25 protein-coding genes, 1 other RNA gene and 1 other annotated feature are annotated in these 23,341 nt (G+C 59.1%); of the genes, 11 read left to right on the forward strand and 15 right to left on the reverse strand.

Annotated features, from left to right (window positions below; translation table 11 throughout):
* Window positions 1-7: 7 nt before the first annotated feature.
* The 5 genes from recR to ACJ8OK_RS09055 form a co-directional block, all read right to left on the reverse strand.
* Window positions 8-613: a recombination mediator RecR gene (gene recR / locus ACJ8OK_RS09035; protein ID WP_004940263.1), complete on the reverse strand. Its 606-nt coding sequence runs from the start codon at window positions 611-613 to the stop codon at window positions 8-10.
* Window positions 613-942, reverse strand: a complete 330-nt coding sequence (locus tag ACJ8OK_RS09040; protein WP_004940264.1) for a YbaB/EbfC family nucleoid-associated protein — start codon at window positions 940-942, stop codon at window positions 613-615. Before ACJ8OK_RS09040 ends, recR begins: the two co-directional genes overlap by 1 nt.
* Before the next feature lie 41 nt (window positions 943-983).
* The gene (gene dnaX / locus ACJ8OK_RS09045; RefSeq protein ID WP_442530537.1) at window positions 984-2,942 is read right to left on the reverse strand and encodes a DNA polymerase III subunit gamma/tau; all 1,959 of its coding nucleotides are present in this window, start codon (window positions 2,940-2,942) and stop codon (window positions 984-986) included.
* Window positions 1,587-1,651: a sequence feature (DnaX frameshifting element), on the reverse strand. Its footprint overlaps the gene before it by 65 nt.
* 92 nt (window positions 2,943-3,034) lie before the next feature.
* Window positions 3,035-3,586, reverse strand: a complete 552-nt coding sequence (gene apt, locus ACJ8OK_RS09050; protein WP_015376864.1) for an adenine phosphoribosyltransferase — start codon at window positions 3,584-3,586, stop codon at window positions 3,035-3,037.
* 278 nt (window positions 3,587-3,864) lie between these two features.
* Window positions 3,865-4,245 (reverse strand): DUF454 family protein, encoded by a 381-nt coding sequence (locus ACJ8OK_RS09055; protein WP_016928835.1) that lies wholly within the window; start codon window positions 4,243-4,245, stop codon window positions 3,865-3,867.
* Window positions 4,246-4,379: 134 nt separating this feature from the next.
* Here ACJ8OK_RS09055 and priC point away from each other — a divergent pair, with 134 nt between their 5' ends.
* Together priC and rsmS are read left to right on the forward strand one after the other, a co-directional pair.
* Window positions 4,380-4,916 carry a primosomal replication protein PriC gene (gene priC / locus ACJ8OK_RS09060; RefSeq protein ID WP_442530538.1) on the forward strand — a complete coding sequence of 179 codons (537 nt, stop codon included), beginning with the start codon at window positions 4,380-4,382 and terminating at the stop codon, window positions 4,914-4,916.
* 106 nt (window positions 4,917-5,022) lie between these two features.
* Window positions 5,023-5,202, forward strand: a complete 180-nt coding sequence (rsmS, locus tag ACJ8OK_RS09065; protein ID WP_004940278.1) for a pleiotropic regulatory protein RsmS — start codon at window positions 5,023-5,025, stop codon at window positions 5,200-5,202.
* Window positions 5,203-5,245: 43 nt separating this feature from the next.
* Here rsmS and mscK read toward each other — a convergent pair whose 3' ends face one another.
* From mscK to acrR, 3 genes are all read right to left on the reverse strand, one after another.
* Window positions 5,246-8,632, reverse strand: a complete 3,387-nt coding sequence (gene mscK / locus ACJ8OK_RS09070) for a mechanosensitive channel MscK (protein ID WP_442530539.1) — start codon at window positions 8,630-8,632, stop codon at window positions 5,246-5,248.
* A 100-nt stretch (window positions 8,633-8,732) separates the two neighbouring features.
* A complete protein-coding gene (locus ACJ8OK_RS09075; protein WP_004940282.1) occupies window positions 8,733-9,086 on the reverse strand; it encodes a DsrE/DsrF/TusD sulfur relay family protein in 354 nt (117 codons plus the stop codon).
* A gap of 11 nt (window positions 9,087-9,097) precedes the next feature.
* Complete coding sequence (gene acrR / locus ACJ8OK_RS09080; protein WP_442530540.1) at window positions 9,098-9,781, reverse strand: multidrug efflux transporter transcriptional repressor AcrR; 684 nt, start codon at window positions 9,779-9,781, stop codon at window positions 9,098-9,100.
* A gap of 142 nt (window positions 9,782-9,923) precedes the next feature.
* On the opposite strand from acrR, the gene sdeX reads away from it, so the two are divergent.
* The 4 genes from sdeX to ykgO all read left to right on the forward strand — a co-directional run bounded on the left by sdeX (window position 9,924) and on the right by ykgO (window position 14,868).
* On the forward strand, window positions 9,924-11,111 hold the full coding sequence (gene sdeX, locus ACJ8OK_RS09085) for a multidrug efflux RND transporter periplasmic adaptor subunit SdeX (RefSeq protein WP_004940290.1): 1,188 nt from the start codon (window positions 9,924-9,926) through the stop codon (window positions 11,109-11,111).
* A gap of 17 nt (window positions 11,112-11,128) precedes the next feature.
* A complete protein-coding gene (gene sdeY, locus ACJ8OK_RS09090; RefSeq protein ID WP_033633987.1) occupies window positions 11,129-14,275 on the forward strand; it encodes a multidrug efflux RND transporter permease subunit SdeY in 3,147 nt (1,048 codons plus the stop codon).
* A 185-nt stretch (window positions 14,276-14,460) separates the two neighbouring features.
* Window positions 14,461-14,715 (forward strand): type B 50S ribosomal protein L31, encoded by a 255-nt coding sequence (locus ACJ8OK_RS09095; RefSeq protein ID WP_004940303.1) that lies wholly within the window; start codon window positions 14,461-14,463, stop codon window positions 14,713-14,715.
* Window positions 14,716-14,727: 12 nt separating this feature from the next.
* On the forward strand, window positions 14,728-14,868 hold the full coding sequence (ykgO, locus tag ACJ8OK_RS09100) for a type B 50S ribosomal protein L36 (RefSeq protein ID WP_004940304.1): 141 nt from the start codon (window positions 14,728-14,730) through the stop codon (window positions 14,866-14,868).
* A 108-nt stretch (window positions 14,869-14,976) separates the two neighbouring features.
* Here ykgO and ACJ8OK_RS09105 read toward each other — a convergent pair whose 3' ends face one another.
* From ACJ8OK_RS09105 to ACJ8OK_RS09115, 3 genes are read right to left on the reverse strand one after another with little or no spacing between them, the layout of a single operon-like run.
* Window positions 14,977-15,855, reverse strand: a complete 879-nt coding sequence (locus tag ACJ8OK_RS09105; protein WP_021504668.1) for a metal ABC transporter substrate-binding protein — start codon at window positions 15,853-15,855, stop codon at window positions 14,977-14,979.
* Between the two features lie 24 nt (window positions 15,856-15,879).
* On the reverse strand, window positions 15,880-16,737 hold the full coding sequence (locus tag ACJ8OK_RS09110; protein WP_033633988.1) for a metal ABC transporter permease: 858 nt from the start codon (window positions 16,735-16,737) through the stop codon (window positions 15,880-15,882).
* A complete protein-coding gene (locus tag ACJ8OK_RS09115) occupies window positions 16,734-17,447 on the reverse strand; it encodes a metal ABC transporter ATP-binding protein (RefSeq protein ID WP_442530541.1) in 714 nt (237 codons plus the stop codon). Before ACJ8OK_RS09115 ends, ACJ8OK_RS09110 begins: the two co-directional genes overlap by 4 nt.
* 405 nt (window positions 17,448-17,852) lie before the next feature.
* On the opposite strand from ACJ8OK_RS09115, the gene ACJ8OK_RS09120 reads away from it, so the two are divergent.
* From ACJ8OK_RS09120 to ACJ8OK_RS09130, 3 genes are all read left to right on the forward strand, one after another.
* Entirely contained in the window at window positions 17,853-18,206 is a 354-nt protein-coding gene (locus tag ACJ8OK_RS09120) for a hypothetical protein (protein ID WP_004940311.1), read from the forward strand.
* A gap of 158 nt (window positions 18,207-18,364) precedes the next feature.
* Entirely contained in the window at window positions 18,365-18,733 is a 369-nt protein-coding gene (tomB, locus tag ACJ8OK_RS09125) for an Hha toxicity modulator TomB (RefSeq protein ID WP_004940312.1), read from the forward strand.
* Between the two features lie 49 nt (window positions 18,734-18,782).
* Window positions 18,783-18,986, forward strand: a complete 204-nt coding sequence (locus tag ACJ8OK_RS09130) for an HHA domain-containing protein (RefSeq protein ID WP_004940313.1) — start codon at window positions 18,783-18,785, stop codon at window positions 18,984-18,986.
* Between the two features lie 330 nt (window positions 18,987-19,316).
* Here ACJ8OK_RS09130 and ffs read toward each other — a convergent pair.
* An RNA gene (gene ffs / locus ACJ8OK_RS09135) (signal recognition particle sRNA small type) lies at window positions 19,317-19,413 on the reverse strand.
* 156 nt (window positions 19,414-19,569) lie between these two features.
* Here ffs and ACJ8OK_RS09140 point away from each other — a divergent pair.
* Complete coding sequence (locus ACJ8OK_RS09140; RefSeq protein ID WP_033633993.1) at window positions 19,570-19,884, forward strand: MGMT family protein; 315 nt, start codon at window positions 19,570-19,572, stop codon at window positions 19,882-19,884.
* Between the two features lie 64 nt (window positions 19,885-19,948).
* Here ACJ8OK_RS09140 and ACJ8OK_RS09145 read toward each other — a convergent pair whose 3' ends face one another.
* Window positions 19,949-20,440 carry a YbaY family lipoprotein gene (locus ACJ8OK_RS09145; protein ID WP_004940318.1) on the reverse strand — a complete coding sequence of 164 codons (492 nt, stop codon included), beginning with the start codon at window positions 20,438-20,440 and terminating at the stop codon, window positions 19,949-19,951.
* A 231-nt stretch (window positions 20,441-20,671) separates the two neighbouring features.
* Between ACJ8OK_RS09145 and tesB the strand changes: the two genes are divergently transcribed.
* A complete protein-coding gene (gene tesB / locus ACJ8OK_RS09150; protein WP_004940320.1) occupies window positions 20,672-21,535 on the forward strand; it encodes an acyl-CoA thioesterase II in 864 nt (287 codons plus the stop codon).
* Window positions 21,536-21,625: 90 nt separating this feature from the next.
* Here the strand turns inward: tesB and amtB are convergent, their stop codons facing one another.
* Window positions 21,626-22,912, reverse strand: coding sequence for an ammonium transporter AmtB (amtB, locus tag ACJ8OK_RS09155; protein WP_033633994.1), 1,287 nt, complete (start codon window positions 22,910-22,912; stop codon window positions 21,626-21,628).
* A gap of 35 nt (window positions 22,913-22,947) precedes the next feature.
* Window positions 22,948-23,286: a P-II family nitrogen regulator gene (glnK, locus tag ACJ8OK_RS09160; protein WP_004940327.1), complete on the reverse strand. Its 339-nt coding sequence runs from the start codon at window positions 23,284-23,286 to the stop codon at window positions 22,948-22,950.
* Window positions 23,287-23,341: the final 55 nt, after the last annotated feature.

Raw genomic sequence — 23,341 nt, forward strand, 5'->3', positions numbered from 1 at the left:
GAAAACATCAGAACTTGATGGCGTGGCGCCCGGCCAGCGAATGCGACAGCGTGGTGCCATCGACCATCTCCAGCTCGCCGCCCACCGGCACGCCGTGGGCGATGCGGCTGGCGAGCACGCCATACTGGCCGCACATCTCGGCGATGTAGTTGGCGGTCGCCTCCCCTTCCACCGTCGGGTTGGTGGCGAGGATCACTTCGGTGATGCTTTCCTTTTCCAGCCGTTGCTCCAGGCGATCCAGACCGATATCGCCCGGCCCGATGCCGTCCAGCGGCGACAGATGCCCCATCAGCACAAAGTAGCGCCCGGCGAACTGGCCGGTCTGCTCGATGGCGTGGATATCCGCCGGGCTTTCCACCACGCAAATCTGGCCGTTTTGCTGGCGGCGCGGATTGGCGCAGATGGTGCAGACGTCCTGTTCGGTGAAGGTGCGGCAGTCGGCGCAGTGGCCAATCTCCGACATCGCGCGCGTCAACGCCTGCGCCAGGCGCATGCCGCCGCTGCGATCGCGCTGCAGCAGTTGAAACGCCATGCGCTGCGCCGATTTCGGGCCGACGCCCGGCAAACAGCGCAGCGCCTCCATCAGGGATTCAAGGAGCGGGCTGGTTTGCATCAGAACGGCATCTTGAAGCCAGGCGGCAACTGCATGCCGCTGGAGACGGAAGCCATTTTCTCTTTCTGGGTCTCTTCGATGCGGCGCGCGGCGTCGTTAAACGCCGCGGCGATCAGATCTTCCAGCATCTCTTTGTCGTCTTCCATCAGGCTTGGATCGATTTCCACGCGGCGGCAGTTGTGCGCGCCGTTGATGGTGACTTTCACCAGGCCCGCGCCGGATTCGCCGGTCACTTCCAATTTGGCGACTTCTTCCTGCATCTGCTGCATTTTTTCTTGCATTTGCTGGGCTTGCTTCATCAGGTTGCCCAGACCGCCTTTACCAAACATAGTCGTCTCTCGTCGCTAGGGCCGCGCACATCGCGCGGCGTTTAAAGGGGGCGAATACTCTCTTCATCCAGATCCGCGTCGAAGAATCGGCGCAGCGTCTGAATGTTGGTATCCGCTTCGATGGACTGGCGCGCCTGCGCCAGCTTTTCCTCATAGATGGCTTGTCGCCATTCCAGCGGGGTGCGCTCCGCCGGATTATCGTCCTCCACCACGGTCAGCGCGATCGGGCTGCCGTACAGCTCACCGAGCGCGTCGGCCAGCGTCTTCTGCGCCGAAGGCGAATTCAGATGGCGCTGCGAAGACCGCAGATGGAGGTTAATTTTGCCCGGCTCCGGCTGCTGCTTGAAGGCGTTCAACGCCAGCTGCTGCACCAGTTTCGGGATCTTCAGCTTATCGATTTCCGCCGCCCAGGCGTCGCGCTCCAGCGACTCCACCACCAGCTTGGCGGCCAGCTCCGGCGTTTTCTCATGTTCCAACGCCGTGCGCAGCGCTTTCGGCGTCGCCAGCGGTTCCGGCGCCGCTTCCGGCTCGGTTTGCGCGCGCCAGCGATAGGCTTCCGGTTTCGCCGGTTTTTCCGGCACCTTCTTCTCCGCCAGGCGCTGCTGGCTGCGCTCGGTCACCGAAGCCAAACGCCCCAGCGCCGAGTTTGCCGGCCGCGCTATTCCTGGCGCCGCCGGCTCATTCTTTTTTGGTGTGGATGCTCCCTGCTGTCGTTGCAGCTGGGACCGCGCTTTCAACAGCTGGGCGGTGGCATCCGGTAAAGGGGCCGATGATTGTCGCTGCGGCACGGCCGGCTGCCCTAGCGGCGGCGGCGCGTCCTGAAACTGCGGCGGCTGTGGCGATGCGGCCTGCTGCGGCTGCGCCATCGGCGCCGGCGCGGTCTGCACCAACGCCACCGGCTCCGGGATCACCGCTTTCGGGTGAAACGCCAGCGCGCGCAGCAGGGTCATCTCAACCCCCATGCGGCGATCCGGCGCATAGGCCAGCTCTTTGCGGCCCACCAACAGCGTCTGGTAGTAAAGTTGCACATCGGCCGGCGGCAGGGTGCGCGCCAGCTCGCGCAGCCGTTGCTCCACGGCGGCGTAGTGGTTGTCGAGCATCGAAGGCAACAGCTGCACCATCGCAATGCGATGCAGCAGCGCCAGCGTCTCCACCAGCAAGTTTTCCCAGTCCACGCCGCGCGAAGCGGCCTGCGCGACCTGCGCCATCACCTTTTCGCCGTCGGCGCTGACCAGCGCTTCGAGGATCGCCAGCGGCTGCTCGTCATCGAGCGTGCCGAGCATCTGGCTGACGGTGGCGGCGGTCACCTGCCCCTGCCCCATGGCGATCGCCTGATCGGTCAGGCTCAGCGCGTCGCGCATGCTGCCGTCGGCGGCGCGCGCCAGCAGCTGCAGCGCACGGGCGTCGCTGGTGATCTGCTCCGCCGTCAGCACCGTTTCCAGCTGCTGACGGATCTGATCGACGTCCAGCGCTTTGAGGTGGAACTGCAGACAGCGCGAGAGAATGGTCACCGGCAGCTTTTGCGGATCGGTGGTGGCCAACAGGAATTTGACGTGCGGCGGCGGCTCTTCCAGCGTCTTCAGCAACGCGTTGAAGCTGTGGCGCGAGAGCATGTGCACTTCGTCGATCAGGTAGACCTTGAAGCGGCCGCGCGCCGGCGCGTACTGGACGTTGTCCAGCAGATCGCGGGTATCTTCCACCTTGGTTCGGGAAGCGGCGTCGATCTCGATCAGATCGACAAAGCGCCCCTGCTCGATCTCGCGGCAGTTGTCGCATTGGCCACATGGCGTGGCGGTGATGCCGGTTTCACAGTTCAGGCCTTTGGCCAGCAAGCGGGCGATGGTGGTTTTCCCCACGCCGCGCGTGCCCGAGAACAGATAGGCGTGATGGATCCGCCCCAGTGAGAGGCCGTTGGCCAGCGCGGTCAGGACATGTTCCTGGCCGACCACGTCTGCGAACGTTTGAGGGCGCCACTTACGGGCGAGAACCTGATAGCTCATTAATACCGGAGAAGTCGAGGAATCTGGAGGGTCATGCTAACACAGCCCCGCGGCGATCCGCGAGGCCGTTGTGCCCAAGGGGCAATGCCGCATCAATGGCCGGCGAAGTCCACCAGGCAGTAGCAATCGATGCCCAGCTTGTTCAGACGCGCTTCCCCGCCCAGATCCGGCAGGTTGATGATGAACGCGGCGTCGTTCACTTCACCGCCCAGACGGCGGATCAGTTTGGTGGTCGCTTCGATGGTGCCGCCGGTCGCCAGCAGATCGTCCACCACCAGCACTTTGTCACCCGCGGTGATGGCATCGGTGTGGATCTCCAGCTTGTCGGTGCCGTACTCCAGCTCATAGCTTTCGCTGAGCGTGGCGCGCGGCAGTTTGCCCGGTTTGCGCACCGGCACGAAACCGACGCCCAGCGCCAGCGCGACGGGCGCGCCGAACAGGAAACCACGCGCTTCGGTACCCACCACCTTGGTCACGCCCGCTTCGCGATAGCGCTCAACCAGCAGCTCGATGCTGGCGGCATAGGCCAACGGGTTTTCCAGCAGGCTGGTCACGTCGCGGAACAGGATGCCCGGCTTCGGATAATCCGGGATGGTTTTGATACTGTCTTTAATAAACTGAAGCTGCTGCGCAGTAGCGGTCATAATTGTTGCCTGATAAAACTGCCTGAAAACCGGCGCGCCGCTCACCCGCCGCCCCCGGGAGAAACACACCGGAGAAGAAATGGCAGGCGATCCGCGCACGAAAACGCCCAAATCTATGCAAACTGGCGGACAAATGCAACTCTCCCCTGCATCTTTCAACCCGCAGCGTTGTTGACTGCACGCATTCCCCCCGGTCACTTACCTAAGTAAGCTTCCGGGGATGCCTGCGTTTGTCGCCTGGCTGCGGCTTGAAAGCTATTGAGGAGTGTAAGGTACAATCAGCGCTGTTTTTGTTGCGGCAGGTCAATAACCGGCAGACGCAGCATAAAGGTCAGCAAAATGGCCAGCATCAGCAGCAACAGCCCGCGCACCCACCAGATTTTCACCAGCCACAGCGAACAGGCGAAGGTCAGCACGATCACCAGCACAGCCTTCCACTTCGCCCCCGGCGGCAGCGCGCGATGCTGCTGCCAATGGCGCAGATAAGGGCCAAACCAGGAACGGTACAGCAGCCAGTGATGAAAGCGCGGCGAAGAGCGGGCGAAGCACCAGGCGGCCAATAGCAGGAACGGCGTGGTCGGCAGCAGCGGGAGCACCACGCCCAACGTCGCCAGCACCACCGCCAACCAGCCCAAAATGATCAATAACCCACGCGTCATGCGGCTCTTCGCTCCTCAATCGGTTGCGGCCTACTGTAGCATCGGCGCCGTGCCGGCGGAATATGCATGCGGCGCTTGTTTCACAACAGCATCGCGGGCAAGCTTACGCCTGTTGAAATCAAGAGGGAGCTTATGTGAGCACTCAGCGTCTATTACAGGTGTTGGCACAGCAGATCGCGGCGCTGGCGGCCGAAGTGACCCCGCGCGGCGACGTTCCGATCCCGCAGGCGCGCTTCGACGCCGCCCTGTTCGCCAATCGCGGCACGCGGCTGCGCGACTACCTGACCGAGGTGGAGAAGAATTTCGCCCAGCTGCAAAGCGCCGCCAACGACAACCGCACCAGCCAGGTGGCCTTTCTGGCCGAAAAACTGGTGGCTCAGATCGCCGCCCTGCAGCGCGAGCTGGCGACCCAGGCGCTGCGGCGCAAGAACCAGCCGAAAGAAGCCCCCGAGGCCGATCTTTACCACAAGCTGGCCGAGCATCAGGACTACGAACGCCGGCTGATCGCCATGATTCAGGATCGGGAAAGCCTGCTCGGCCGCCAAACCACGCTGGCGGCGCAGCAAAAACTGCAGCACGAGCTGGCGGCGCTGGAGGGGCGGCTGATGCGCTGTCGTCAGGCGTTGGCGCGCATCGAGCGCAATATCGAGCGCAAAGAAAACGGTTTTTGAAGATTTATCACAATATTTTAATGATTATTCCCGGTTGCGCGCCGGGTTCACTATACTCTGCCGGTATGCGAGTTATTCATCCCATTAATTAATAAGCGCAGGTGCTATGTCTCTGGAAAACGCCTCACCCGAACTGCAGCTGGCGGTAGACTTGATTTACCTGCTGGAATGCAACGAGATCGATCCGGTCACCGCACTGGCGGCGCTGGATATCGTCAAACGGGATTATCAGGAAAAGCTGCAGCGCGCCGGCGTCACCTCGCCCTATCTGCCCGCCGGACAGTAACCAGGGACAGCGCCGCGCTGTCCCTTTCGTCTTTCAACGTTCATCAGCCCGCCGTCTGGCCGCCGTCGTCCGGCGACAGCGTTCTTTTCACTTCCTGCACTTCGTTGCCCTGCTGGTTATGCAGATACACCTCCAGCTGGTTGAAAGCGATGTCGATGTCGTTTTCCCGGCACAGGCGGTCGATTGAGCGGTTCAGTTCATCCACCGTGTAGCTGCGATCGCGCAGTTCGCGCACATAGAGCCGCAGTTCGTGATCCAGCGTGCTGGCGCCGAAGTTGAGGAAGAACACCTGCGGTTCGGGATCGGTCATCACCCGCGGGTTGTCGTGCGCCGCCTGCAGCAACACCTTTTTCACCTTGTCGAGATCGGAGCCGTAGGCCACGCCGACCTTGATCAGCACGCGAGTGATGGTGTCGGACAGCGACCAGTTGATCAGCCGCTCGGTGACGAACGCCTTGTTCGGAATGATCACCTCTTTGCGATCGAAGTCGGTAATGGTGGTGGCGCGAATGCGGATCTTGCTGACCGAACCGGAGAAGGTGCCGATGGTGATGGTATCGCCGATGCGGATCGGGCGTTCGAACAGAATGATCAGGCCGGAGACGAAGTTGGCGAAGATCTCCTGCAACCCGAAGCCCAGCCCGACCGTCAGACCGGCGGCCAGCCATTGCAGTTTGTCCCAGGAAACGCCGAGCGATCCCAGCGCAACCACGGCGCCCACGGCGGTGATCAGGTAAGTGAGCACGGTGGTGATGGCATAGGACGCCCCCTGCCGCAGCTGCAGCCGCGACAGCACCACCACCTCCAGCAGACCAGGCAAGTTGCGGGTGAGCACGTAGGCGACGATCACTGCGGCGATCGCCACCATCATGTTGCCCAGCGTCACCGCCTGCGCCACGCTGCTGCCCGCCACGGTGCTGGTGTAATGCCACAGCGTGATGCTGTCCAGATAAGCGATGACCGTCACCAGATCCGACCAAATGGCATAGAAGGCGCTGGCGAAGATGGCGAACAGCACCAGGGTGGTCAGGCGCAGCGACTGCTGGTTGATCTGATCGAGCGCCAGCGGCGGCTCTTCCACCACCGGTTCACCGCCTTCGGCCCCCTCTTTCACCACGTTTTGCCGCCGCGCCAACGCGCGCCGGTAGGCCAGACGCCGCGCCGCCACACTCAGACCACGCAGCGCGGTCAGGTACACGATATTCCACAGGAAAAACAGATACAGGCTGTCTATCCAGCGGCTGGCCAGTCGCAGCGTGGTATAGAAGTAACCGGCGAACATCAGCCCCAGCAGGATCAGCGGCGTGGCGGCGATGGCTGTAACTACCATCAGCCGCACGGCGTGCGAGCCCTTTTCGCGCCAGCTGTCGCGACACAGCGGGAACACCAGCACCGCGAGCAGCGCCAGCGTCAGCATCACCACGATCTGGCCGATAACGTCTTCCACCAGGCGCAGCGGCGCTTTTTCGCCCAATACCGACCAGAAGATCAGCGGCTGCAGCGCCAATCCCAGCCGCAGCGTCTGCCGGCGGTAATGCGCGCACAGATTGGCGCCGAAGTTGAAATGCCGCTCGGCAATGCCGCCCGGTTTCAGCATCCGATAGCTGAAGCCGAAGACCAGCCACGACAGCGCCAGCTGCTGCGACAATGCCCAGATAAAGTCGCTGATGCCGAAATCGGCGCGATACATCCAGAAACCGACGCCAAGCAGCAGCGCGGCGCCGGGCAATACCTTCAGCGAGGTCAGCGCGATGGCCTTCGGCGTATGCAGTTGGCCGTCGCGCTTCAGTTGCCCCACATCGTTGGCCAGCTTTTGTAAATGGTTGTCGATCAGCCGGTAGCGCCAGCGCAATACCCCGATCGCCAATAGCATCGGGATCAGGAACACCAGCGCATTCAACCCGCCCTGCAATAGCTTGCCGCCGTCGAATTTGATATCGAGCCCGGCGAGCTGATCGCGCACCGCCTCCGGCATCGCCTTAAGCCACGCCAGATCGACCGGCTTGTTGCTGTTGACCCAGAAGATCTGCTGGGTCAGCGTATCCTGCAACGAACCGTAGACGCTGGTCAGCTGCTGCTGATTGATCTGCAGGTTGATCGACAGCGACAGCTGGTTGCTGAGCTGTTTGTTCAGCTGATCCAGCAGCTCGCGGCGCATATCGACGATCTCGTTTAACGCGTCGATCACCTCCGGGCCGGCCTTTTCCTTGCTTTCGGCCACCAGCTGGTTGATGTAATCCTCGCCCTTGAACAGATCGTCGCGTTGCTGATTGATATCGAACTGCTCCAGCCGCAGATCGGCGATGCGCGTATCCATATCCGCCAGCAGCGTGCCCTGCGGCAGGCTCTGCTGCTGCTGATACAGGATGCGCGACAACACCAGGCTGCCCTTCAGCACCTGGATCTGCTCTTTCAGGTTACGCTCCGCCTGCAGCCCGCGATCGAGCCAGTTCTTGACCCGAATGTTCTGCTGGAACAGGGTGTTGCTCTCTTCGGTGGCGGCGATCAGCCGCTGGCTCAGCTGGCGGTTGACATCCAGCTGCTTGCTGACCAGCTGATCGTGCTGGATATCGGTGGCGTCTTCCGGGTTTTGCGCCTCTTTGGCGGTCTTTTCAGACAGCGTCAAACGTTTGCTGTTGACGATCTCCTGCAGCAGCTGCACTGACCGATCCAGCGCGTCGATATGCGCCGAGGTGTAGTCGCGCTGCTTTTGCAGCAGATCCTGCAGCGTGGTATTGGCTTCCAGACTTTTGCGCTGCAGCTCAAGCTGTGCGTTGAGCAACGCCTGCTCGGTGGTCAGCATCACCTGCTGGCTGTTGCGCAGCGAATCTTGCCCCGGCGTCTGGCCGCTGAGCTGACTGCGGATCTCCTGCAGGCGCTGCGAGGCGGCGTACATGGTGCTTTGTACCCGTTCGGGCTGGGTTTGCAGCGACACCAATTGGCTGTTGTAGGTGGAGAGGCTCTCCTGCGCGCTTTGCAGCTCGTCGAGCGTTTGATATAGCCGGCTTTCCAGTTGGCGCAGCGACAGCGGCAACAGCGCAGCGCGCGCCGCCGCATTGTCCACCGGCTGCTTCAGCGCATCCAGTTCGGCAGTGACCTGACTGAGCTTCGTCGGCGCCTGCTGCACCTGCTGTTTAAGCTGCGCGGCGTCTTGCCGGTTGCGCTCGAGGGCATCCAGCAGCTCCAGCGTGCGGGTCAAATCCTGTTGGGACAGCTTTTCGACCGGCGTCAGGGCTTTTTGCTTGTTCAGCGTTTCCAGCTGGCTTTGCACGTCGCTGCGCTGCGGCAGATCGCCGTTCAGCGCCGCCTGCGCCGGAAAGATGAACGCGCAAATAAGGAAAAAAAGGCGTGTCGCGGCGGCGATGCGCCGCCGACATGCGCCGACAAACGAGAGCGGCGCCAGAGAAGGCAGAGTCAACCAGCGATGCATGATTTAGCTTCGGATCGGTTAAGAAGCCTGAAGATTATCACGACAGCCGGCAGGCAACGAACAACAAAAGCGTTGCCGGTGATGTCCCATTGTCGCGAAATCAGAAAGTCAGCACTTTCTCCGCAGCCAGCGTCCACTGCGCCAGCTCGACCAAGGTGCCGATCGCCACGCCGTCCGCCAGCGGCAAGCGGCTGACGCCGCGCGCGTCGGCGCAGGTCTTGCACAGCTTGACCGGCACCTGCTGCGCGGTGAGGATTTCCAGCATCTGCTGCAGGTGGTACCCCTCGTGCGGCTGCTGCCCGGCCAGCCCGGCCACCACCGCATCGGACATCAGAAACAGCCGCAGATCGAGACTGCTCTGCTGCTCTTTCATGGCGATGGCCAACCGCAGCGCATTGAACAAGGATTCGTGGCCATAGGCGGCGCCGTTGGCGATGAGAACGACTGATGACATGAAATCTCTCCTTATAAAGGCAGGGAGCCGGCGTTGGACGGTGCTGCCGTCGGCATATCGGATCTGAGGCGCAAGGTGGAGCAAAACTGCAGCATCTCCAAAAACGCATCCACCAGCGCTTCGGCTTCAGCCCGCAGATCGAAACTTTCCGGCATAAACAGCCAGTTTTCCAGCAGGCCGGTGATATAACCGCGCAGGATGATCGCCGCGCGACGAGTGTGCAGATCGGCCGGCAATTGCCCGTGGTGAATGCAGTTGTACAGCACCGCTTCGATGCGTTCGTAACCGGCGAGGTACAGCACCTTGCGCGAATCCAGCAGCGGCATCATTTCACCGACAAACTCGCATTTGTGGAATATAATTTCCATCAACGCCCGCCTGCGGCCGTCTTCAACCGTAGACGTCAGAATGTAAATCAGAATTTCCCGGATAACCCGCAGTGGATTATCGGGAAACTTTGCCTGATACTCTGTTTCGAGCTGGTCAATTTTCGGCTCGGTAGATTCCCAAACTTCATTAAACAGGTCTACCTTATTCTTGAAGTGCCAGTAAATGGCTCCACGCGTAACCCCAGCAGCGGTGGCAATATCTGTCAGTGACGTTGCAGCAACGCCACGTTCAGAGAACTCTCTCACCGCAGCATCGAGGATTTGCTGTCGGGTTTCTTGCGCCTGCTGTTTGGTTTTTCGTGCCATGGCATTGTTATTTAGGGGGAGTGTGATTTACATACATTCGCGAATGTATGTACCATAGCACGCACATATAATTAACGCAGCAATGGGTTTTAAAGCTTGTGATCCATTGATCATTTTGAAATCGGACACTTGAGGTTTTTCTATGAACAAAAACAGAGGGTTAACGCCTCTGGCGGCCGTTCTGATGCTTTCAGGCAGCTTAGTGCTAACAGGATGTAACGATAAAGAAACCCAACAGCAAGGTGCCCAACAACAGGCACCTGAAGTGGGCGTAGTCACCTTGAAGGCCGAGCCTCTCAACATCACTACCGATCTTCCTGGCCGCACCGCTGCGTATCGTATCGCCGAAGTTCGCCCTCAGGTCAGTGGCATCATCCTGAAGCGCAACTTCGTCGAAGGCAGCGATATCAAGGCCGGGACGTCTCTGTACCAAATCGATCCCGCAACCTATCAAGCCAGCTACGACAGCGCGAAAGGCGATTTGGCCAAAGCACAGGCCAGCGCTTCCATCGCACGCGTGACGGTAAACCGCTACAAGCCATTGCTGGGTACCAGCTATATCAGTAAGCAGGACTACGACAACGCCGTCTCCACGCTGCAGCAAGCGGATGCCGCCGTGGTGGCCGCCAAGGCCGCCGTCGAAACCGCGCGCATTAATCTGGCGTACACCAAAGTGACCTCCCCGATCTCCGGCCGCATCGGCAAATCCGCCGTGACCGAAGGCGCGCTGGTCAGCAACGGCCAGGCGACCGCCCTGTCCACCGTGCAGCAGTTGGATCCGATGTATGTCGACGTCACCCAGTCGAGCACCGACTTCCTGCGCCTGAAGCAAGAACTGGCCAGCGGCGCGCTGAAGCAGGAAAACGGCAAGGCCAAGGTGAAACTGATGCTGGAAAACGGCACCGAATATGCGCAGGAAGGCACGCTGGAATTCTCTGACGTCACCGTCGATGAGACCACCGGCTCCATTACCATTCGCGCCCTGTTCCCTAACCCGAACGATACGCTGTTGCCTGGCATGTTCGTGCGCGCCCGTCTGGACGAAGGCGTGCGCAGCGATGCGCTGCTAGTGCCGCAGCAAGGCGTCACCCGCAATCCACGTGGTGAAGCGACGGCGTTAGTGGTCGGTGCAGACGATAAAGTTGAGCTGCGCACGCTGAAGGCGGATCAGGCGATTGGCGACAAATGGCTGGTTACCGATGGCCTGAAAGCCGGCGATCGCGTGATCGTCTCAGGCCTGATGAAAGTGCATCCGGGCGCGCAGGTAAAGGTGCAGGAAGTTGACACTCAGGCGCAAAAACAGCCGCAGTCTGAAGCGCAGAAGTCATAAAAAGGAGCCTGTAATACATGGCTAAGTTCTTTATAGACCGCCCAATTTTCGCCTGGGTAATCGCCATCATCGTCATGTTGGCGGGGGTGCTTGCAATAATGAAACTGCCGATCGCGCAGTATCCCACTATTGCACCGCCGGCGGTGAGTATTTCCGCCACCTACCCGGGCGCAGATGCCAAAACGGTGCAGGATACCGTCACGCAGATTATCGAACAGAACATGAACGGTATCGATAACCTGATGTACATGTCCTCCACCAGTGATTCCTCTGGTAGCGTCACCATTACTCTGACGTTTGAATCCGGTACCGATCCTGACATCGCGCAGGTTCAGGTTCAGAACAAACTGTCGTTGGCCACCCCGTTGCTGCCGCAAGAAGTTCAGCAACAGGGCCTGAAAGTAGAAAAATCCAGCAGCAGCTTCCTGATGGTGGCCGGCTTCGTTTCCGACGATCCGAACATGACGCAGGACGATATTGCGGACTACGTGGCGTCCAACATCAAGGATCCGATCAGCCGTTCGTCCGGCGTGGGTGAGGTGCAGCTGTTCGGTGCCCAGTACGCGATGCGTATCTGGCTGGATCCGAACAAGCTGAACAACTACCAGCTGACGACCACGGACGTGACCTCCGCCATCACCGAGCAGAACAACCAGATCGCCGCTGGCCAGCTGGGCGGCCTGCCGCCGGTGCCGGGGCAGCAGTTGAACGCCTCGATCATCGCGCAGACCCGTCTGACTTCGCCGGAAGAGTTCGGCAAGATCCTGCTGAAGGTGAATACCGACGGTTCCCAGGTGCGCCTGCGCGACGTCGCTCACATCGAGCGCGGCGCGGAAAGCTATGCCGTTACCGCGCGTTATAACGGCAAGCCTGCCGCCGGCCTGGGTATCAAACTGGCAACCGGCGCCAACGCCTTGAACACCGCCAAAGGTGTGAAAGACGAGCTGGCCAAGATGGAGCCATTCTTCCCGCAAGGGATGAAAGTGGTTTATCCGTACGACACCACCCCGTTCGTTAAAATCTCCATCAACGAAGTGGTGAAAACGCTGATCGAAGCCATCATCCTGGTGTTCCTGGTGATGTATCTGTTCCTGCAGAACTTCCGCGCGACGCTGATCCCAACCATCGCGGTGCCGGTAGTACTGTTGGGGACCTTTGCGATACTCGCGGCGTTCGGCTTCTCGATAAACACCCTGACGATGTTCGGCATGGTGTTGGCGATCGGCCTGCTGGTGGATGACGCCATCGTGGTGGTGGAAAACGTCGAGCGCGTCATGTCCGAAGAGGGGCTGCCGCCGAAAGAAGCCACCCGTAAATCGATGGGCCAGATCCAGGGCGCGCTGGTGGGCATCGCCATGGTGCTGTCAGCGGTATTCGTGCCGATGGCGTTCTTTGGCGGCTCAACCGGCGCCATCTATCGCCAGTTCTCGATCACCATCGTGTCCGCGATGGCGCTGTCGGTGCTGGTGGCCTTGATCCTGACGCCGGCGCTGTGCGCCACCCTGCTCAAACCGATCCCGAAAGGCGATCACGGGGTTAAAACAGGCTTCTTCGGCTGGTTTAACCGCATGTTCGAGAAGAGCACGCATCACTATACCGACAGCGTGGGCAACATCCTGCGCAGCACCGGCCGCTATCTGATCATCTACCTGCTGATCGTGGTTGGCATGGGCCTGCTGTTCCTGCGCCTGCCTTCCTCGTTCCTGCCGGACGAAGATCAGGGCATCCTGTTGACCATGGTGCAGTTGCCTGCCGGCGCCACCGAGTCCCGCACCAACAAAGTGCTGGAAGAAGTCTCTGACTACTTCCTGAACAAGGAAAAGGACAACGTGGTTTCGGTGTTTACCGTCGCGGGCTTCGGCTTCAACGGTAACGGCCAGAACAACGGCTTGGCATTCGTCAGCCTGAAAGACTGGGGCGAGCGTCCGGGGGCCGGGAACAAGGTCGAAGCGATCGCCGGTCGCGCCATGGGTGCCTTCTCACAGATTAAAGAAGGCCTGGTGTTCCCGTTCAACCTGCCGGCGATTATCGAACTCGGTACCGCAACCGGCTTCGACTTCGAGCTGATTGACCAGGGCGGCCTGGGGCACGAAAAACTGACCGAAGCGCGTAACCAGCTGTTGGGCATGGTTGCTCAGCATCCGGATGTGCTGGTGGGCGTGCGCCCGAACGGCCTGGAAGATACCCCGCAGTTCAAACTGATCGTCGATCAGGAGAAAGCCAAGGCGTTGGGTGTCAGCATCACCACCATTAACAGCACGCTGAGCACCGCGCTGGGTGGCTCGTACGTCAACGACTTCATCGACCGCGGTCGTGTGAAGAAGGTGTACGTACAGGCCGAAGCGCCGTTCCGCATGCTGCCGGAAGACATCAACAAGTGGTACGTGCGCGGTACCAGCGGCCAGATGGTGCCATTCTCCGCCTTCTCCTCGGCGAAATGGGAATACGGCTCACCGCGTCTGGAACGCTATAACGGCTTGCCGTCGATGGAAATTCTGGGCCAGGCCGCACCGGGCAAGAGTACCGGTGAAGCGATGAACCTGATGGAACAGCTGGCGTCCAAACTGCCAAGCGGCATCGGTTACGACTGGACCGGCATGTCCTATCAGGAACGTCTGTCGGGCAACCAGGCGCCGGCGCTGTACGCTATCTCGATTCTGGTGGTGTTCCTGTGTCTGGCGGCGCTGTATGAAAGCTGGTCCGTGCCGTTCTCGGTCATGCTGGTATTGCCGCTGGGGGTTATCGGTGCGTTGTTGGCCGCGACAATGCGCGGCATGAACAACGACGTGTACTTCCAGGTAGGGCTGCTGACCACCATTGGTCTATCGGCGAAGAACGCCATCCTGATCGTGGAATTCGCCAAAGACCTGATGGAAAAAGAAGGCAAAGGCCTGATCGAGGCGACATTGGAAGCAGTGCGTATGCGTCTGCGTCCAATCCTGATGACGTCCCTGGCCTTCATCCTCGGGGTTCTGCCGCTGGTTATCAGCAGCGGTGCGGGCTCCGGCGCACAGAACGCGGTTGGTACCGGCGTTATGGGCGGGATGATCACCGCTACCGTCTTGGCGATCTTCTTCGTACCGGTGTTCTTCGTGGTGGTTCGCCGCCGCTTCAGCAAGAAGAACGAAGACCTGGAACACAGCCATCCGGTAGAGCACCACTGATCGCTCAGTGATGTGAGCTCCACCCGATAATCGAAAGGCCGCGCATGCGGCCTTTTTCTTTTGCTTCAGCAGGTTAATGCAAACCGTTCTCATTAATTCGCTCGTGAGTGCAATTTACGCTTGATCATGATGCCAGGTCGGCGCATAATTATTGTTATAGTATAACATTGCATAAGAAGGCCATTATGAAACCCGGCATCCATCCCGATTATCGCACCGTGGTGTTCCACGACGTCAGCGCCAATGCCTACTTCAAAGTGGGATCGACCATCAAAACCGATCGCACTATCGAACTGGACGGCGAAAGCTGGCCGTATGTCACCCTCGACGTCTCTTCCGCTTCGCATCCGTATTACACCGGTAAGCAGAAAGACTATTCCAAAGAAGGCAGCACGGCGCGCTTCCAGCAGCGCTTTGGCCGCTTTATCGGCAATAAGTAACAAGGAAACCCCATGCAGGTATTGAGTTCATTGCGTTCGGCGAAAAATCGCCATCCGGATTGCAAAGTCGTGCGTCGTCGTGGCCGCATCTATGTGATCTGTAAAAGCAATCCGCGATTCAAAGCGGTACAGGGACGTAAGAAAAAGCGTTAACTCCCAAGTGTCATCTGTCGCAAAGCCCCGTTGCTGCTCAACGGGGCTTTTTTTTATGGCGAGAAAGTGCCTGCAAGCTGCCCCCCACCCGCGGGCGGGGGGCAGAGATTACTTCATGCTGCTCAGCAACGTGTCGACATTGTGTTTGAACGCCTGCTCATAGGTGGCCGCCGGGCCGCCAGCGCGGGAGAGCGCTTCAGGGTACAGCTCGCCGCCCGCCTTGGCGCCGGTGGCGGCGGCAATCTGCTTCACCAGCCGCGGATCGGTCTGGTTTTCGATAAAGTAAGCGTTAACCTTCTCCTGTTTAATCTGCTTAATCAGGCTCGCCACGTCGCTGGCGCTGGCTTCCGCTTCGGTGGAAAATCCGACCGGGGCAAGGAAGGTGACGCCATACTCTTGTCCAAAGTAGCCAAAAGCATCATGGCTGGTCAGCACCTTACGTTTCTGCGGCGGCACTGCGGCGAACTGGGTTTTGGCCCACAGATCCAGCTTTTGCAGCTGCTGAATGTAGTCGGCGCCGCGCTGGCGAAAATAGTTGGCATCCTCAGGATCGGCGGCGATCAGGGCGTTCATCACGTTGGTGGCGTACTGCACGCCGTTTTTCATGCTGTTCCAGGCGTGAGGATCGGTAATCGGTTTGCCATCCTCTTCCATCTGGCGGGTGTTGATGCCCTGTGAAGCGGTGATCACCTGCCCTTTATAACCCGAAGCATTGACCAGGCGATCGATCCACCCTTCCAGCCCCAGGCCGCTGACGAATACCACATCAGCCTGAGCCAGCTTCTTGCCGTCCTGCGGTGAAGGCTCGAAACTGTGCGGATCGCCATCCGGCCCCACCAGCGTGCTGACCTTGACGTGATCGCCGCCCACCTGCTTGACGATATCTCCGAGAATGGAAAAGCTGGCGACGGCGTCGACAGTCTTCGCCATCGCCAATGGGCTGGCCAGCAGAGCAGCTACCGCCAGCGATATAGGTAAACGTTTCATATTTTCTCCTTGCAAATGGCACTCTCAACGGCGCGCAAAGGCGTAAATGCCTCCGCGCGTTCCAAACAGGATCGAGACAAAAAAGAGGATGCTGGCGCTGAGCACGATCGCCGGGCCGGCGGGAAGCGAAGCGTGATAGGACCACACCAGCCCAATCAGACTGGAAAGCGCGCCGATGCCCATCGCCGTCGCCAGCGTCTGCGGCAGATTGCGCGCCCAGAAGCGCGCGCTGGCGGCGGGCAACATCATTAACCCAACCGACATCAGGGTGCCGAGGATCTGGAATCCCGCCACCAGATTGACCACCACCAGCGACAAAAACAGGCCGTGGATCAGCGCCAACCGGCGCGGCGCGTTAACGCGCAGGAAAGTGACGTCGAAGGATTCGATAACCAGCGCGCGGTACAGCGCCGCCAGCGCCAGCAGCGAAACCGAGGCGATCGCACCGACCATCAGCATCGCCTGCGCATCCACCGCCAGGATCGAACCGAACAACACGTGCAGCAGATCCACGCTGGAACCGCGCAACGAGACCAGCGTGACCCCCAGCGCCAGTGAGCCCAGATAGAATCCGGCGAAGCTGGCGTCCTCTTTCAGCGGCGTGCGGCGGCTCACCAGGCCGGACAGCATCGCCACCGCCAGCCCGGCGATAAAGCCGCCTACGCCCATCGCCACCAGCGACATGCCGGAAATCAGATAACCGATCGCCGCGCCGGGCAACACCGCGTGGGACAACGCATCCCCAACCAAGCTCATGCGGCGCAGCAACAGAAACACGCCCAGCGGGGCTGCGCTGAGCGACAACGCCAGGCAGGCCATCAGCGCGCGGCGCATAAAACCGAAAGAGAGAAAAGGATCGATAAGCCCATGCAATAGCATCATGGCGTCACCGCCCGCAGATCCGGCAGCCGGTCGGCGGCGTGATACCTCGGCACCTGTTCCAGCACTTGCTCGGCCGCGCCCCAGTGGCAAGCCTGCGGCGTCAGCAACAGCGCCTGCGGAAAATGCTCGGCGACCATCGACATATCGTGCAGCACGGCGATCACCGTTTTCCCCTGCCGGTGCAGTTGCGCGATCGCCTGCAGCAGGATCTGCGTGGTGGCGCTGTCGATACCGGTGAAAGGTTCATCCAGCAAAATCAGCGGCGCCTGTTGGACCAGCAGGCGCGCAAACAACACCCGCTGCAGCTGGCCGCCGGAGAGCTCGCCCACCGGGCTGTGCGCCAGCGCACTCATGCCGACGCTCGCCAGCGCCTCATTAACCTGGCTCGCCGCATGCTTGTTCATACCGCCGAACATGCCGCTTTGCGGCCAACAGCCCATCGCCACCAGATCGCTTACCGCGATCGGGAACTGCCGATCCAGCTCCGCCTGCTGCGGTAAGTAAGCTCTGCGCGGCGGCTTTCCGCCGCTGAAATTCAGGCTGCCGCCCATCGGCGGCAACAAACCGGCGAGCGTTTTCAGCAATGTCGATTTTCCGGCCCCATTGACGCCCACCACCGCGGTTAACGAGCCGGCGGTAAACTGCCCGCTCAGCGGCGGGAAAAGCGGCGTGGCGCCATAGCCTAGCACCAGCTGACGCAGGATGATCATGGCAGCGATACCGCCCAAAAGATGCCGAGCCACAGCAGAGCCAGCAGCACAACGGCCCCCGCACAACGCGCGGCAGCGGAGGTGGTGAACAACGAATTCAGTGACGGCGCGGCGCCATGTCGTGAAGTGGGAATCAATGTGATGACCAAAATGACGGGTTAATAGTTACAATATAACATCACAACAACTGCCGTAGCTCAAGCTAGGGCGCGACAATAATGCAACGGAACGTAACAATCCCTAGCACAGCGGATCTCCCCCCCGTCCTCCTTACAAAACCCAGGGATATTTCCATTCGGTTGGAATGTTGGCGTAAGGTAAAGAACAGCGGTAAATCGAAAAATTTACCGACGAGGGCGGAAAAGGAGTAAGATAAGCAGATAACATTGTTGTTGGCCGAGATTAATGCTTGTTACCCTTGCCTGTAACCTGGACGTCAACGCACTTTCTGTTAAAAAATTAAAGAAAGTGGTTCATGACAATATTGCGGAGTTAGTGCCGGCGCTGACCAGCGGACTCAGCTTTTATTCTGAAAGCGCACGCTATGCCGAAGATTCATTAGAAATACTTGATATAGTGCAGCAAGGTGACAGCGATTATTCAATGAGTTATCGTTATAAGTGGGGCATTTTTAATGCCTGCCTGGATATCAACAGCGAAGATATCATCAACGACAGCGTCCGGTTTCGAGTGACGGCGCGGGGTTTAATCTTCGACATCATTGATAACTCACGCCCATCAACTGCGGATGAATTGTAAGTTTAAGTAATAACTACAGGCCAAACGCGAAAAAATGATTTATATTCATTTTACGGGAAGTTTATTTAACCACCGTTAAGCTGCCTCCGTTCATGATGTAAATCAGCTTACTCACATAGTGTTATCACACCGCAATTAAGATTTACGGAGGGGATGATATGGATGAGTATTCGCCTAAGCGACACGACATTGCTCAGCTCAAATTCTTGTGCGAAAATTTGTATGATGAAGGTATCGCTACCCTGGGAGACAGTCATCATGGGTGGGTCAACGATCCGACGTCCTCCGTCAACCTGCAGCTTAATGAGTTGATCGAACATATCGCTTCGTTTGTGATGAGTTATAAAATTAAATACATGGACGAATCTGACCTGTCGGAGTTAGTCGAAGAATATCTCGACGATACCTATACGCTGTTCAGCAGCTATGGTATCAATGATTCCGACCTGCGCCGCTGGCAAAAAACCAAGGCGAGATTATTCAGAATGTTCTCAGGAGAGGACATCTGTACGACAATGAAAACTTAGGGGATAATTATTCCCAAGCTATTTTACGGTTATTAAACTAAAGGCCACCATGACTAAAACCGACTATCTGATGCGTTTACGTAAATGCACCACGATTGATACTCTCGAACGTGTTATTGAGAAAAATAAGTACGAGCTTTCCGATGATGAACTGGAGCTGTTTTACTCAGCGGCAGATCATCGTCTGGCAGAGCTCACCATGAACAAACTGTATGACAAAATCCCCACCTCCGTTTGGAAATATGTCAGATAATCAGCCCCCAACGCGTTGAGCCGATGCTTTTATCGGCCTCAATGTTCAAGTTGAATACGTACTTTTCCTATTGACAGTAAAACTTCACTTGCGTTCCCTCTTCCGATAATAATATTGCGCGGAAACAATTTTCTTTTTTAATCGAGACAGGTTATCTCATCGCCCACCTCACTGTGCCCACTCTCCAGACCCGCTAATTCATTATCCAAAAGAATTGAAGGCGGGAAGAAAAGAAATGCGTGTCGCTCTGCCTGATGACAGAAATGGATAATAGATACGTGGAGGAGAGGCGGCAAAAGCGCGGATTGGCGAAGCCCAAATGGGTGGGGACCCTGCCAGCTACATCCCGGCACACACGTCACCTGCTGCGGCTGCTTCCTTCCGGACCTGACCGAGTTCACAAGTTAGTGTTGCGGGAGAACCAACAGGGCCCCCATTGACGGCTTCTGTACTCCGAAGCGGTGGGCATTATCGGCGATGCCCCACCAAATAGCAAGCCAACCGGGGCCAACCGCTGTTTTCTTGCCCACCTGCATTGTGGCACACTCTTCGCCTGGGTTTTGACTCGTGCAGGAACAGCAATATGCAACCAGAAGACGCCTCTTTCAGCCAGCGGGTTTTCCATATCGTGGCCGCCATCCCGTTCGGCAAAGTCACCACTTACGGTGAAGTCGCCCGGCTGGCCGGCTCGCCGCGCGCCGCGCGTCAGGTTGGCGGCGTGCTGCGGCGTTTGCCGGAAGGCAGCGCACTGCCCTGGCACCGGGTGATCAACCGCCACGGACAGATCTCGCAGCAGGGGGAGGATTTTCAACGGCAACGGCAGGCACTGCTGGCGGAGGGGATAATTTTCGGCCCGCACAGCACGGTCGATTTCGAACGCTACGGCTGGCGCTGGTAAAACAAAACAGCCTTTGGCCGAAGCGCAAAGGCTGTTTATTTCATCTTGCTGTACCGCAGTAAGTTTACTGCATGGCGGTTGGCGCAGCCTGAATCGGCACACCCTGAACCGGAACCAGCAGCAGATCGGCGCGGGTGCCGTTGCGGTTAACCACTTCCTGGATGGTGTCGGTAATGAACATCAGGCGCCCGTTGACCGTCACCGCCGCGCTCAGAATGATGCGCGCATTCGGTTGGATGTCGGACGGGTTGTACGGCAGCGTAAAGCTGAATGGCGCCTGCTGCCCTTCAGTACGCACCGCGCGCTGTGCAATCACTTTGGACGGCGCATCCGCCAGCGAAGCGTCAGAGAGGGTGACCGTCAGTACGGCGTCCGGCGGCAGCGCAATGCGCTGACGTATATTAACCGAACCTGTCACCGCCGGGCCCTGAATCTGCGTTTGCGCAGCCGCCGGGTTACCGGCCGTCTGTGTAGGCACATCGGCACTCTTTTGCGCGCATCCTGCCAGCGTGATCGTCAGTGCCGCAGCACCGCCTACGATTTGCCAGAGTTTCATGGATCGGTCTCCTTTTTTATTATCAACATGTTGGTGGCTTTCACCACCTCACCTATTAAACCTAGCACAAAACACTGATAAATCCACTTTACCCCGCCTATTAATCACTTAAACAGCCCAAGGCGTCCATGATTAAGAGCATTCTCATCGGCCCCTTAACGCAAAATGTTGACGCCGCGCCGTGATATTCCGCACACTGCGCAAAATGATTATTAGAAAGGTAACAACTTTATGAGCCAGGCATTGCAAAACCTCCTCGATCTGCTGGATCTGGAGAAAATCGAAGAAGGGTTGTTCCGCGGTCAGAGTGAAGATCTGGGACTGCGCCAGGTGTTCGGCGGGCAGGTGGTCGGCCAGGCGTTGTACGCCGCCAAACAGACGGTGCCGGACGAACGCAGCGTGCATTCGTTCCACAGCTACTTCCTGCGCCCGGGTGACAGCAGCAAGCCTATCGTTTACGACGTGGAAACCCTGCGCGACGGCAACAGCTTCAGCGCGCGCCGCGTCAGCGCCATCCAGCACGGCAAACCTATCTTCTATATGACCGCCTCCTTCCAGAGTCCGGAAGCGGGTTTCGAGCATCAGAATCTGATGCCGGACGTGCCGCCGCCAGAGGGGCTGCTGTCTGAATCAGAGATCGCCCAGAAGCTGGCGCATATGCTGCCGGAAAAAGTGCGCGAAAAATTTATCGGCCAGAAGCCGATCGAAATGCGCCCGGTGAAATTCCATAACCCGCTGAAAGGCAGCGTGGAAGAACCGCATCGCTACGTGTGGTTCCGCGCCAACGGCAGCATGCCGGACGATCAGCGCATCCACCAATATCTGCTGGGCTACGCGTCGGACTTTAACTTCCTGCCGACGGCGCTGCAGCCGCACGGCGTCGGTTTCCTCGAGCCGGGCATGCAGGTGGCCACCATTGACCACTCAATGTGGTTCCACCGTCCGTTCCGCATGGATGACTGGCTGCTGTACGCGGTGGAGAGCTCCTCTGCCTCCGGCGCACGGGGCTTTGTGCGCGGCCAGATTTATACCCGCGACGGCGTACTGGTCGCCACCACCGTGCAGGAAGGGGTGATTCGCCAACGCGACGCCTGATCCGCAGCATAAAGAAAGGGGCGATGTTTCCATCGCCCCTTTTGGCTTCATCATTATTTTAGTCTTTAGCGCACTGCCCTGCTTTGAGCCTTACTGGTTGTAGGCGCTCTCGCCGTGGCTGTTGACGTCCAGCCCCTCGCGTTCCTGCTCCTCCGGCACTCTCAATCCAACCATGGCGCCCGCGATCTTGAAGGCGATAAAGGCGGCGACGCTCGACCACACCAGCGTGATCAGCACGCTCACCAGCTGGATCCAGACCTGATGGCCCATCGTCACCCCTTCGGCGTAACCGGTGCCGCCCAGTGAAGAGGCGGTGAACACCCCGGTCAACAGGCAGCCGACGATGCCGCACACCCCGTGCACACCGAACACGTCGCAGGTGTCGTCCACTTTCAGCCATTTTTTCAGCGTCACGACGCCCCACAGGCCGGCGACGCCGCCCACCAGGCCGATGATCAACGCCCCGCCCACGCCCACGGTGCCCGCCGCCGGCGTCACTGCTACCAGCCCGGCGATCATGCCGGAGCAGGCGCCCAGCAATGAAGGCTTGCCGCGCAGCACCCACTCGGCGAAGGTCCAGGAGAGAATGGCGCCCGCAGTGGCAACCACGGTGTTGAGGAATGCCAGAGCCGCAATGCCGTTGGCCGCGCTGGCGGAACCGGCATTGAAGCCGAACCAGCCGATATACAGGATAGACGCCCCGGTAAACACCATCGGCAGGTTGTGCGGTTTGAAGGCCTCTTTACCGAAGCCGGCGCGCTTGCCAATCAGGTAGGCGCCGATCAACCCGGCGCTGGCGGCGTTGATGTGCACCACGGTGCCGCCGGCGAAATCCAATGCGCCGTCGGCGGCCAGGTAACCGCCGCCCCACACCATGTGCGCGATCGGCAGATAAGACAGCGTGAACCACAGGATCGCGAAGATCAGCACCGCCGAGAAGCGAATGCGTTCGGCGAAGCCACCCACCACCAGCGCCACGGTGATACAGGCGAAGGAGGCCTGGAAGGCGACGTGGATCATCTGGCTGATGCTGCCGGTGACGCTGTCGATGCCGATGCCTTTCAGCATCGCCGTCTGGAATCCGCCGAACACCGCATTGCCCTCGCTGAACGCCAGGCTATAGCCATACAACACCCACAGCACGCAGACCAGCGCGAAGGTGACGGTGACCTGCGTCAGCATCGACAGCACGTTTTTGCCGCGCAGCAGGCCGCCGTAAAACAGCGCGATGCCGGGCAGCGTCATGAACAGCACCAACGCGGTGCAGATCATCATAAAGGCGTTGTCGGCCTTATCGGCGACCGCCGGGGCGGCCAGGGCCAAAGAAGGAACCAGGGTTACCGAACTCAGGCCCAACATGGATAACAGTCTTTTCATTATCAATCATCCCCATCACTTAACTGAGTTCGCGGTTACAGTGCCGATTCGTCGGTTTCGCCGGTGCGAATACGGATCACGCGTTGCAATTCGGCAACGAAAATTTTGCCGTCGCCGATTTTGCCGGTGTAGGCGGCTTTGCTAATGACATCAACCACTTCATCCAACTGATCGTCGGCGATGGCGATATCGATTTTGACCTTGGGCAGGAAGTTGACGTTATATTCGGCGCCGCGATACAGCTCGGCGTGCCCTTTCTGGCGGCCAAAGCCCTTCACTTCGGTTACGGTCAACCCCTGAATGCCCACGGAGGACAAGGCCTCGCGCACGTCCTCCAGCTTGAACGGTTTGATTACCACGGTCACCAGCTTCATATTGCCTCTCCACGAATTAAGCCCAAACTCACCCCGGTACGCCTCATATGTAGCA

It is taken from the genome of Serratia sp. CY71090 (assembly GCF_052166845.1).
Taxonomy (GTDB): domain Bacteria; phylum Pseudomonadota; class Gammaproteobacteria; order Enterobacterales; family Enterobacteriaceae; genus Serratia; species Serratia nematodiphila.

What these genes read in the sequence shown, in the direction of transcription:
- recR (WP_004940263.1), bottom strand. Translation starts at nt 613, where the DNA reads ATGCAAACCAGCCCGCTCCTTGAATCCCTGATGGAGGCGCTGCGCTGT.
- ACJ8OK_RS09040 (WP_004940264.1), bottom strand. Translation starts at nt 942, where the DNA reads ATGTTTGGTAAAGGCGGTCTGGGCAACCTGATGAAGCAAGCCCAGCAA.
- dnaX (WP_442530537.1), bottom strand. Translation starts at nt 2,942, where the DNA reads ATGAGCTATCAGGTTCTCGCCCGTAAGTGGCGCCCTCAAACGTTCGCA.
- apt (WP_015376864.1), bottom strand. Translation starts at nt 3,586, where the DNA reads ATGACCGCTACTGCGCAGCAGCTTCAGTTTATTAAAGACAGTATCAAA.
- ACJ8OK_RS09055 (WP_016928835.1), bottom strand. Translation starts at nt 4,245, where the DNA reads ATGACGCGTGGGTTATTGATCATTTTGGGCTGGTTGGCGGTGGTGCTG.
- rsmS (WP_004940278.1), top strand. Translation starts at nt 5,023, where the DNA reads ATGTCTCTGGAAAACGCCTCACCCGAACTGCAGCTGGCGGTAGACTTG.
- mscK (WP_442530539.1), bottom strand. Translation starts at nt 8,632, where the DNA reads ATGCATCGCTGGTTGACTCTGCCTTCTCTGGCGCCGCTCTCGTTTGTC.
- ACJ8OK_RS09075 (WP_004940282.1), bottom strand. Translation starts at nt 9,086, where the DNA reads ATGTCATCAGTCGTTCTCATCGCCAACGGCGCCGCCTATGGCCACGAA.
- acrR (WP_442530540.1), bottom strand. Translation starts at nt 9,781, where the DNA reads ATGGCACGAAAAACCAAACAGCAGGCGCAAGAAACCCGACAGCAAATC.
- sdeX (WP_004940290.1), top strand. Translation starts at nt 9,924, where the DNA reads ATGAACAAAAACAGAGGGTTAACGCCTCTGGCGGCCGTTCTGATGCTT.
- sdeY (WP_033633987.1), top strand. Translation starts at nt 11,129, where the DNA reads ATGGCTAAGTTCTTTATAGACCGCCCAATTTTCGCCTGGGTAATCGCC.
- ACJ8OK_RS09095 (WP_004940303.1), top strand. Translation starts at nt 14,461, where the DNA reads ATGAAACCCGGCATCCATCCCGATTATCGCACCGTGGTGTTCCACGAC.
- ykgO (WP_004940304.1), top strand. Translation starts at nt 14,728, where the DNA reads ATGCAGGTATTGAGTTCATTGCGTTCGGCGAAAAATCGCCATCCGGAT.
- ACJ8OK_RS09105 (WP_021504668.1), bottom strand. Translation starts at nt 15,855, where the DNA reads ATGAAACGTTTACCTATATCGCTGGCGGTAGCTGCTCTGCTGGCCAGC.
- ACJ8OK_RS09110 (WP_033633988.1), bottom strand. Translation starts at nt 16,737, where the DNA reads ATGATGCTATTGCATGGGCTTATCGATCCTTTTCTCTCTTTCGGTTTT.
- ACJ8OK_RS09115 (WP_442530541.1), bottom strand. Translation starts at nt 17,447, where the DNA reads ATGATCATCCTGCGTCAGCTGGTGCTAGGCTATGGCGCCACGCCGCTT.
- ACJ8OK_RS09120 (WP_004940311.1), top strand. Translation starts at nt 17,853, where the DNA reads ATGCTTGTTACCCTTGCCTGTAACCTGGACGTCAACGCACTTTCTGTT.
- tomB (WP_004940312.1), top strand. Translation starts at nt 18,365, where the DNA reads ATGGATGAGTATTCGCCTAAGCGACACGACATTGCTCAGCTCAAATTC.
- ACJ8OK_RS09130 (WP_004940313.1), top strand. Translation starts at nt 18,783, where the DNA reads ATGACTAAAACCGACTATCTGATGCGTTTACGTAAATGCACCACGATT.
- ACJ8OK_RS09140 (WP_033633993.1), top strand. Translation starts at nt 19,570, where the DNA reads ATGCAACCAGAAGACGCCTCTTTCAGCCAGCGGGTTTTCCATATCGTG.
- ACJ8OK_RS09145 (WP_004940318.1), bottom strand. Translation starts at nt 20,440, where the DNA reads ATGAAACTCTGGCAAATCGTAGGCGGTGCTGCGGCACTGACGATCACG.
- tesB (WP_004940320.1), top strand. Translation starts at nt 20,672, where the DNA reads ATGAGCCAGGCATTGCAAAACCTCCTCGATCTGCTGGATCTGGAGAAA.
- amtB (WP_033633994.1), bottom strand. Translation starts at nt 22,912, where the DNA reads ATGAAAAGACTGTTATCCATGTTGGGCCTGAGTTCGGTAACCCTGGTT.
- glnK (WP_004940327.1), bottom strand. Translation starts at nt 23,286, where the DNA reads ATGAAGCTGGTGACCGTGGTAATCAAACCGTTCAAGCTGGAGGACGTG.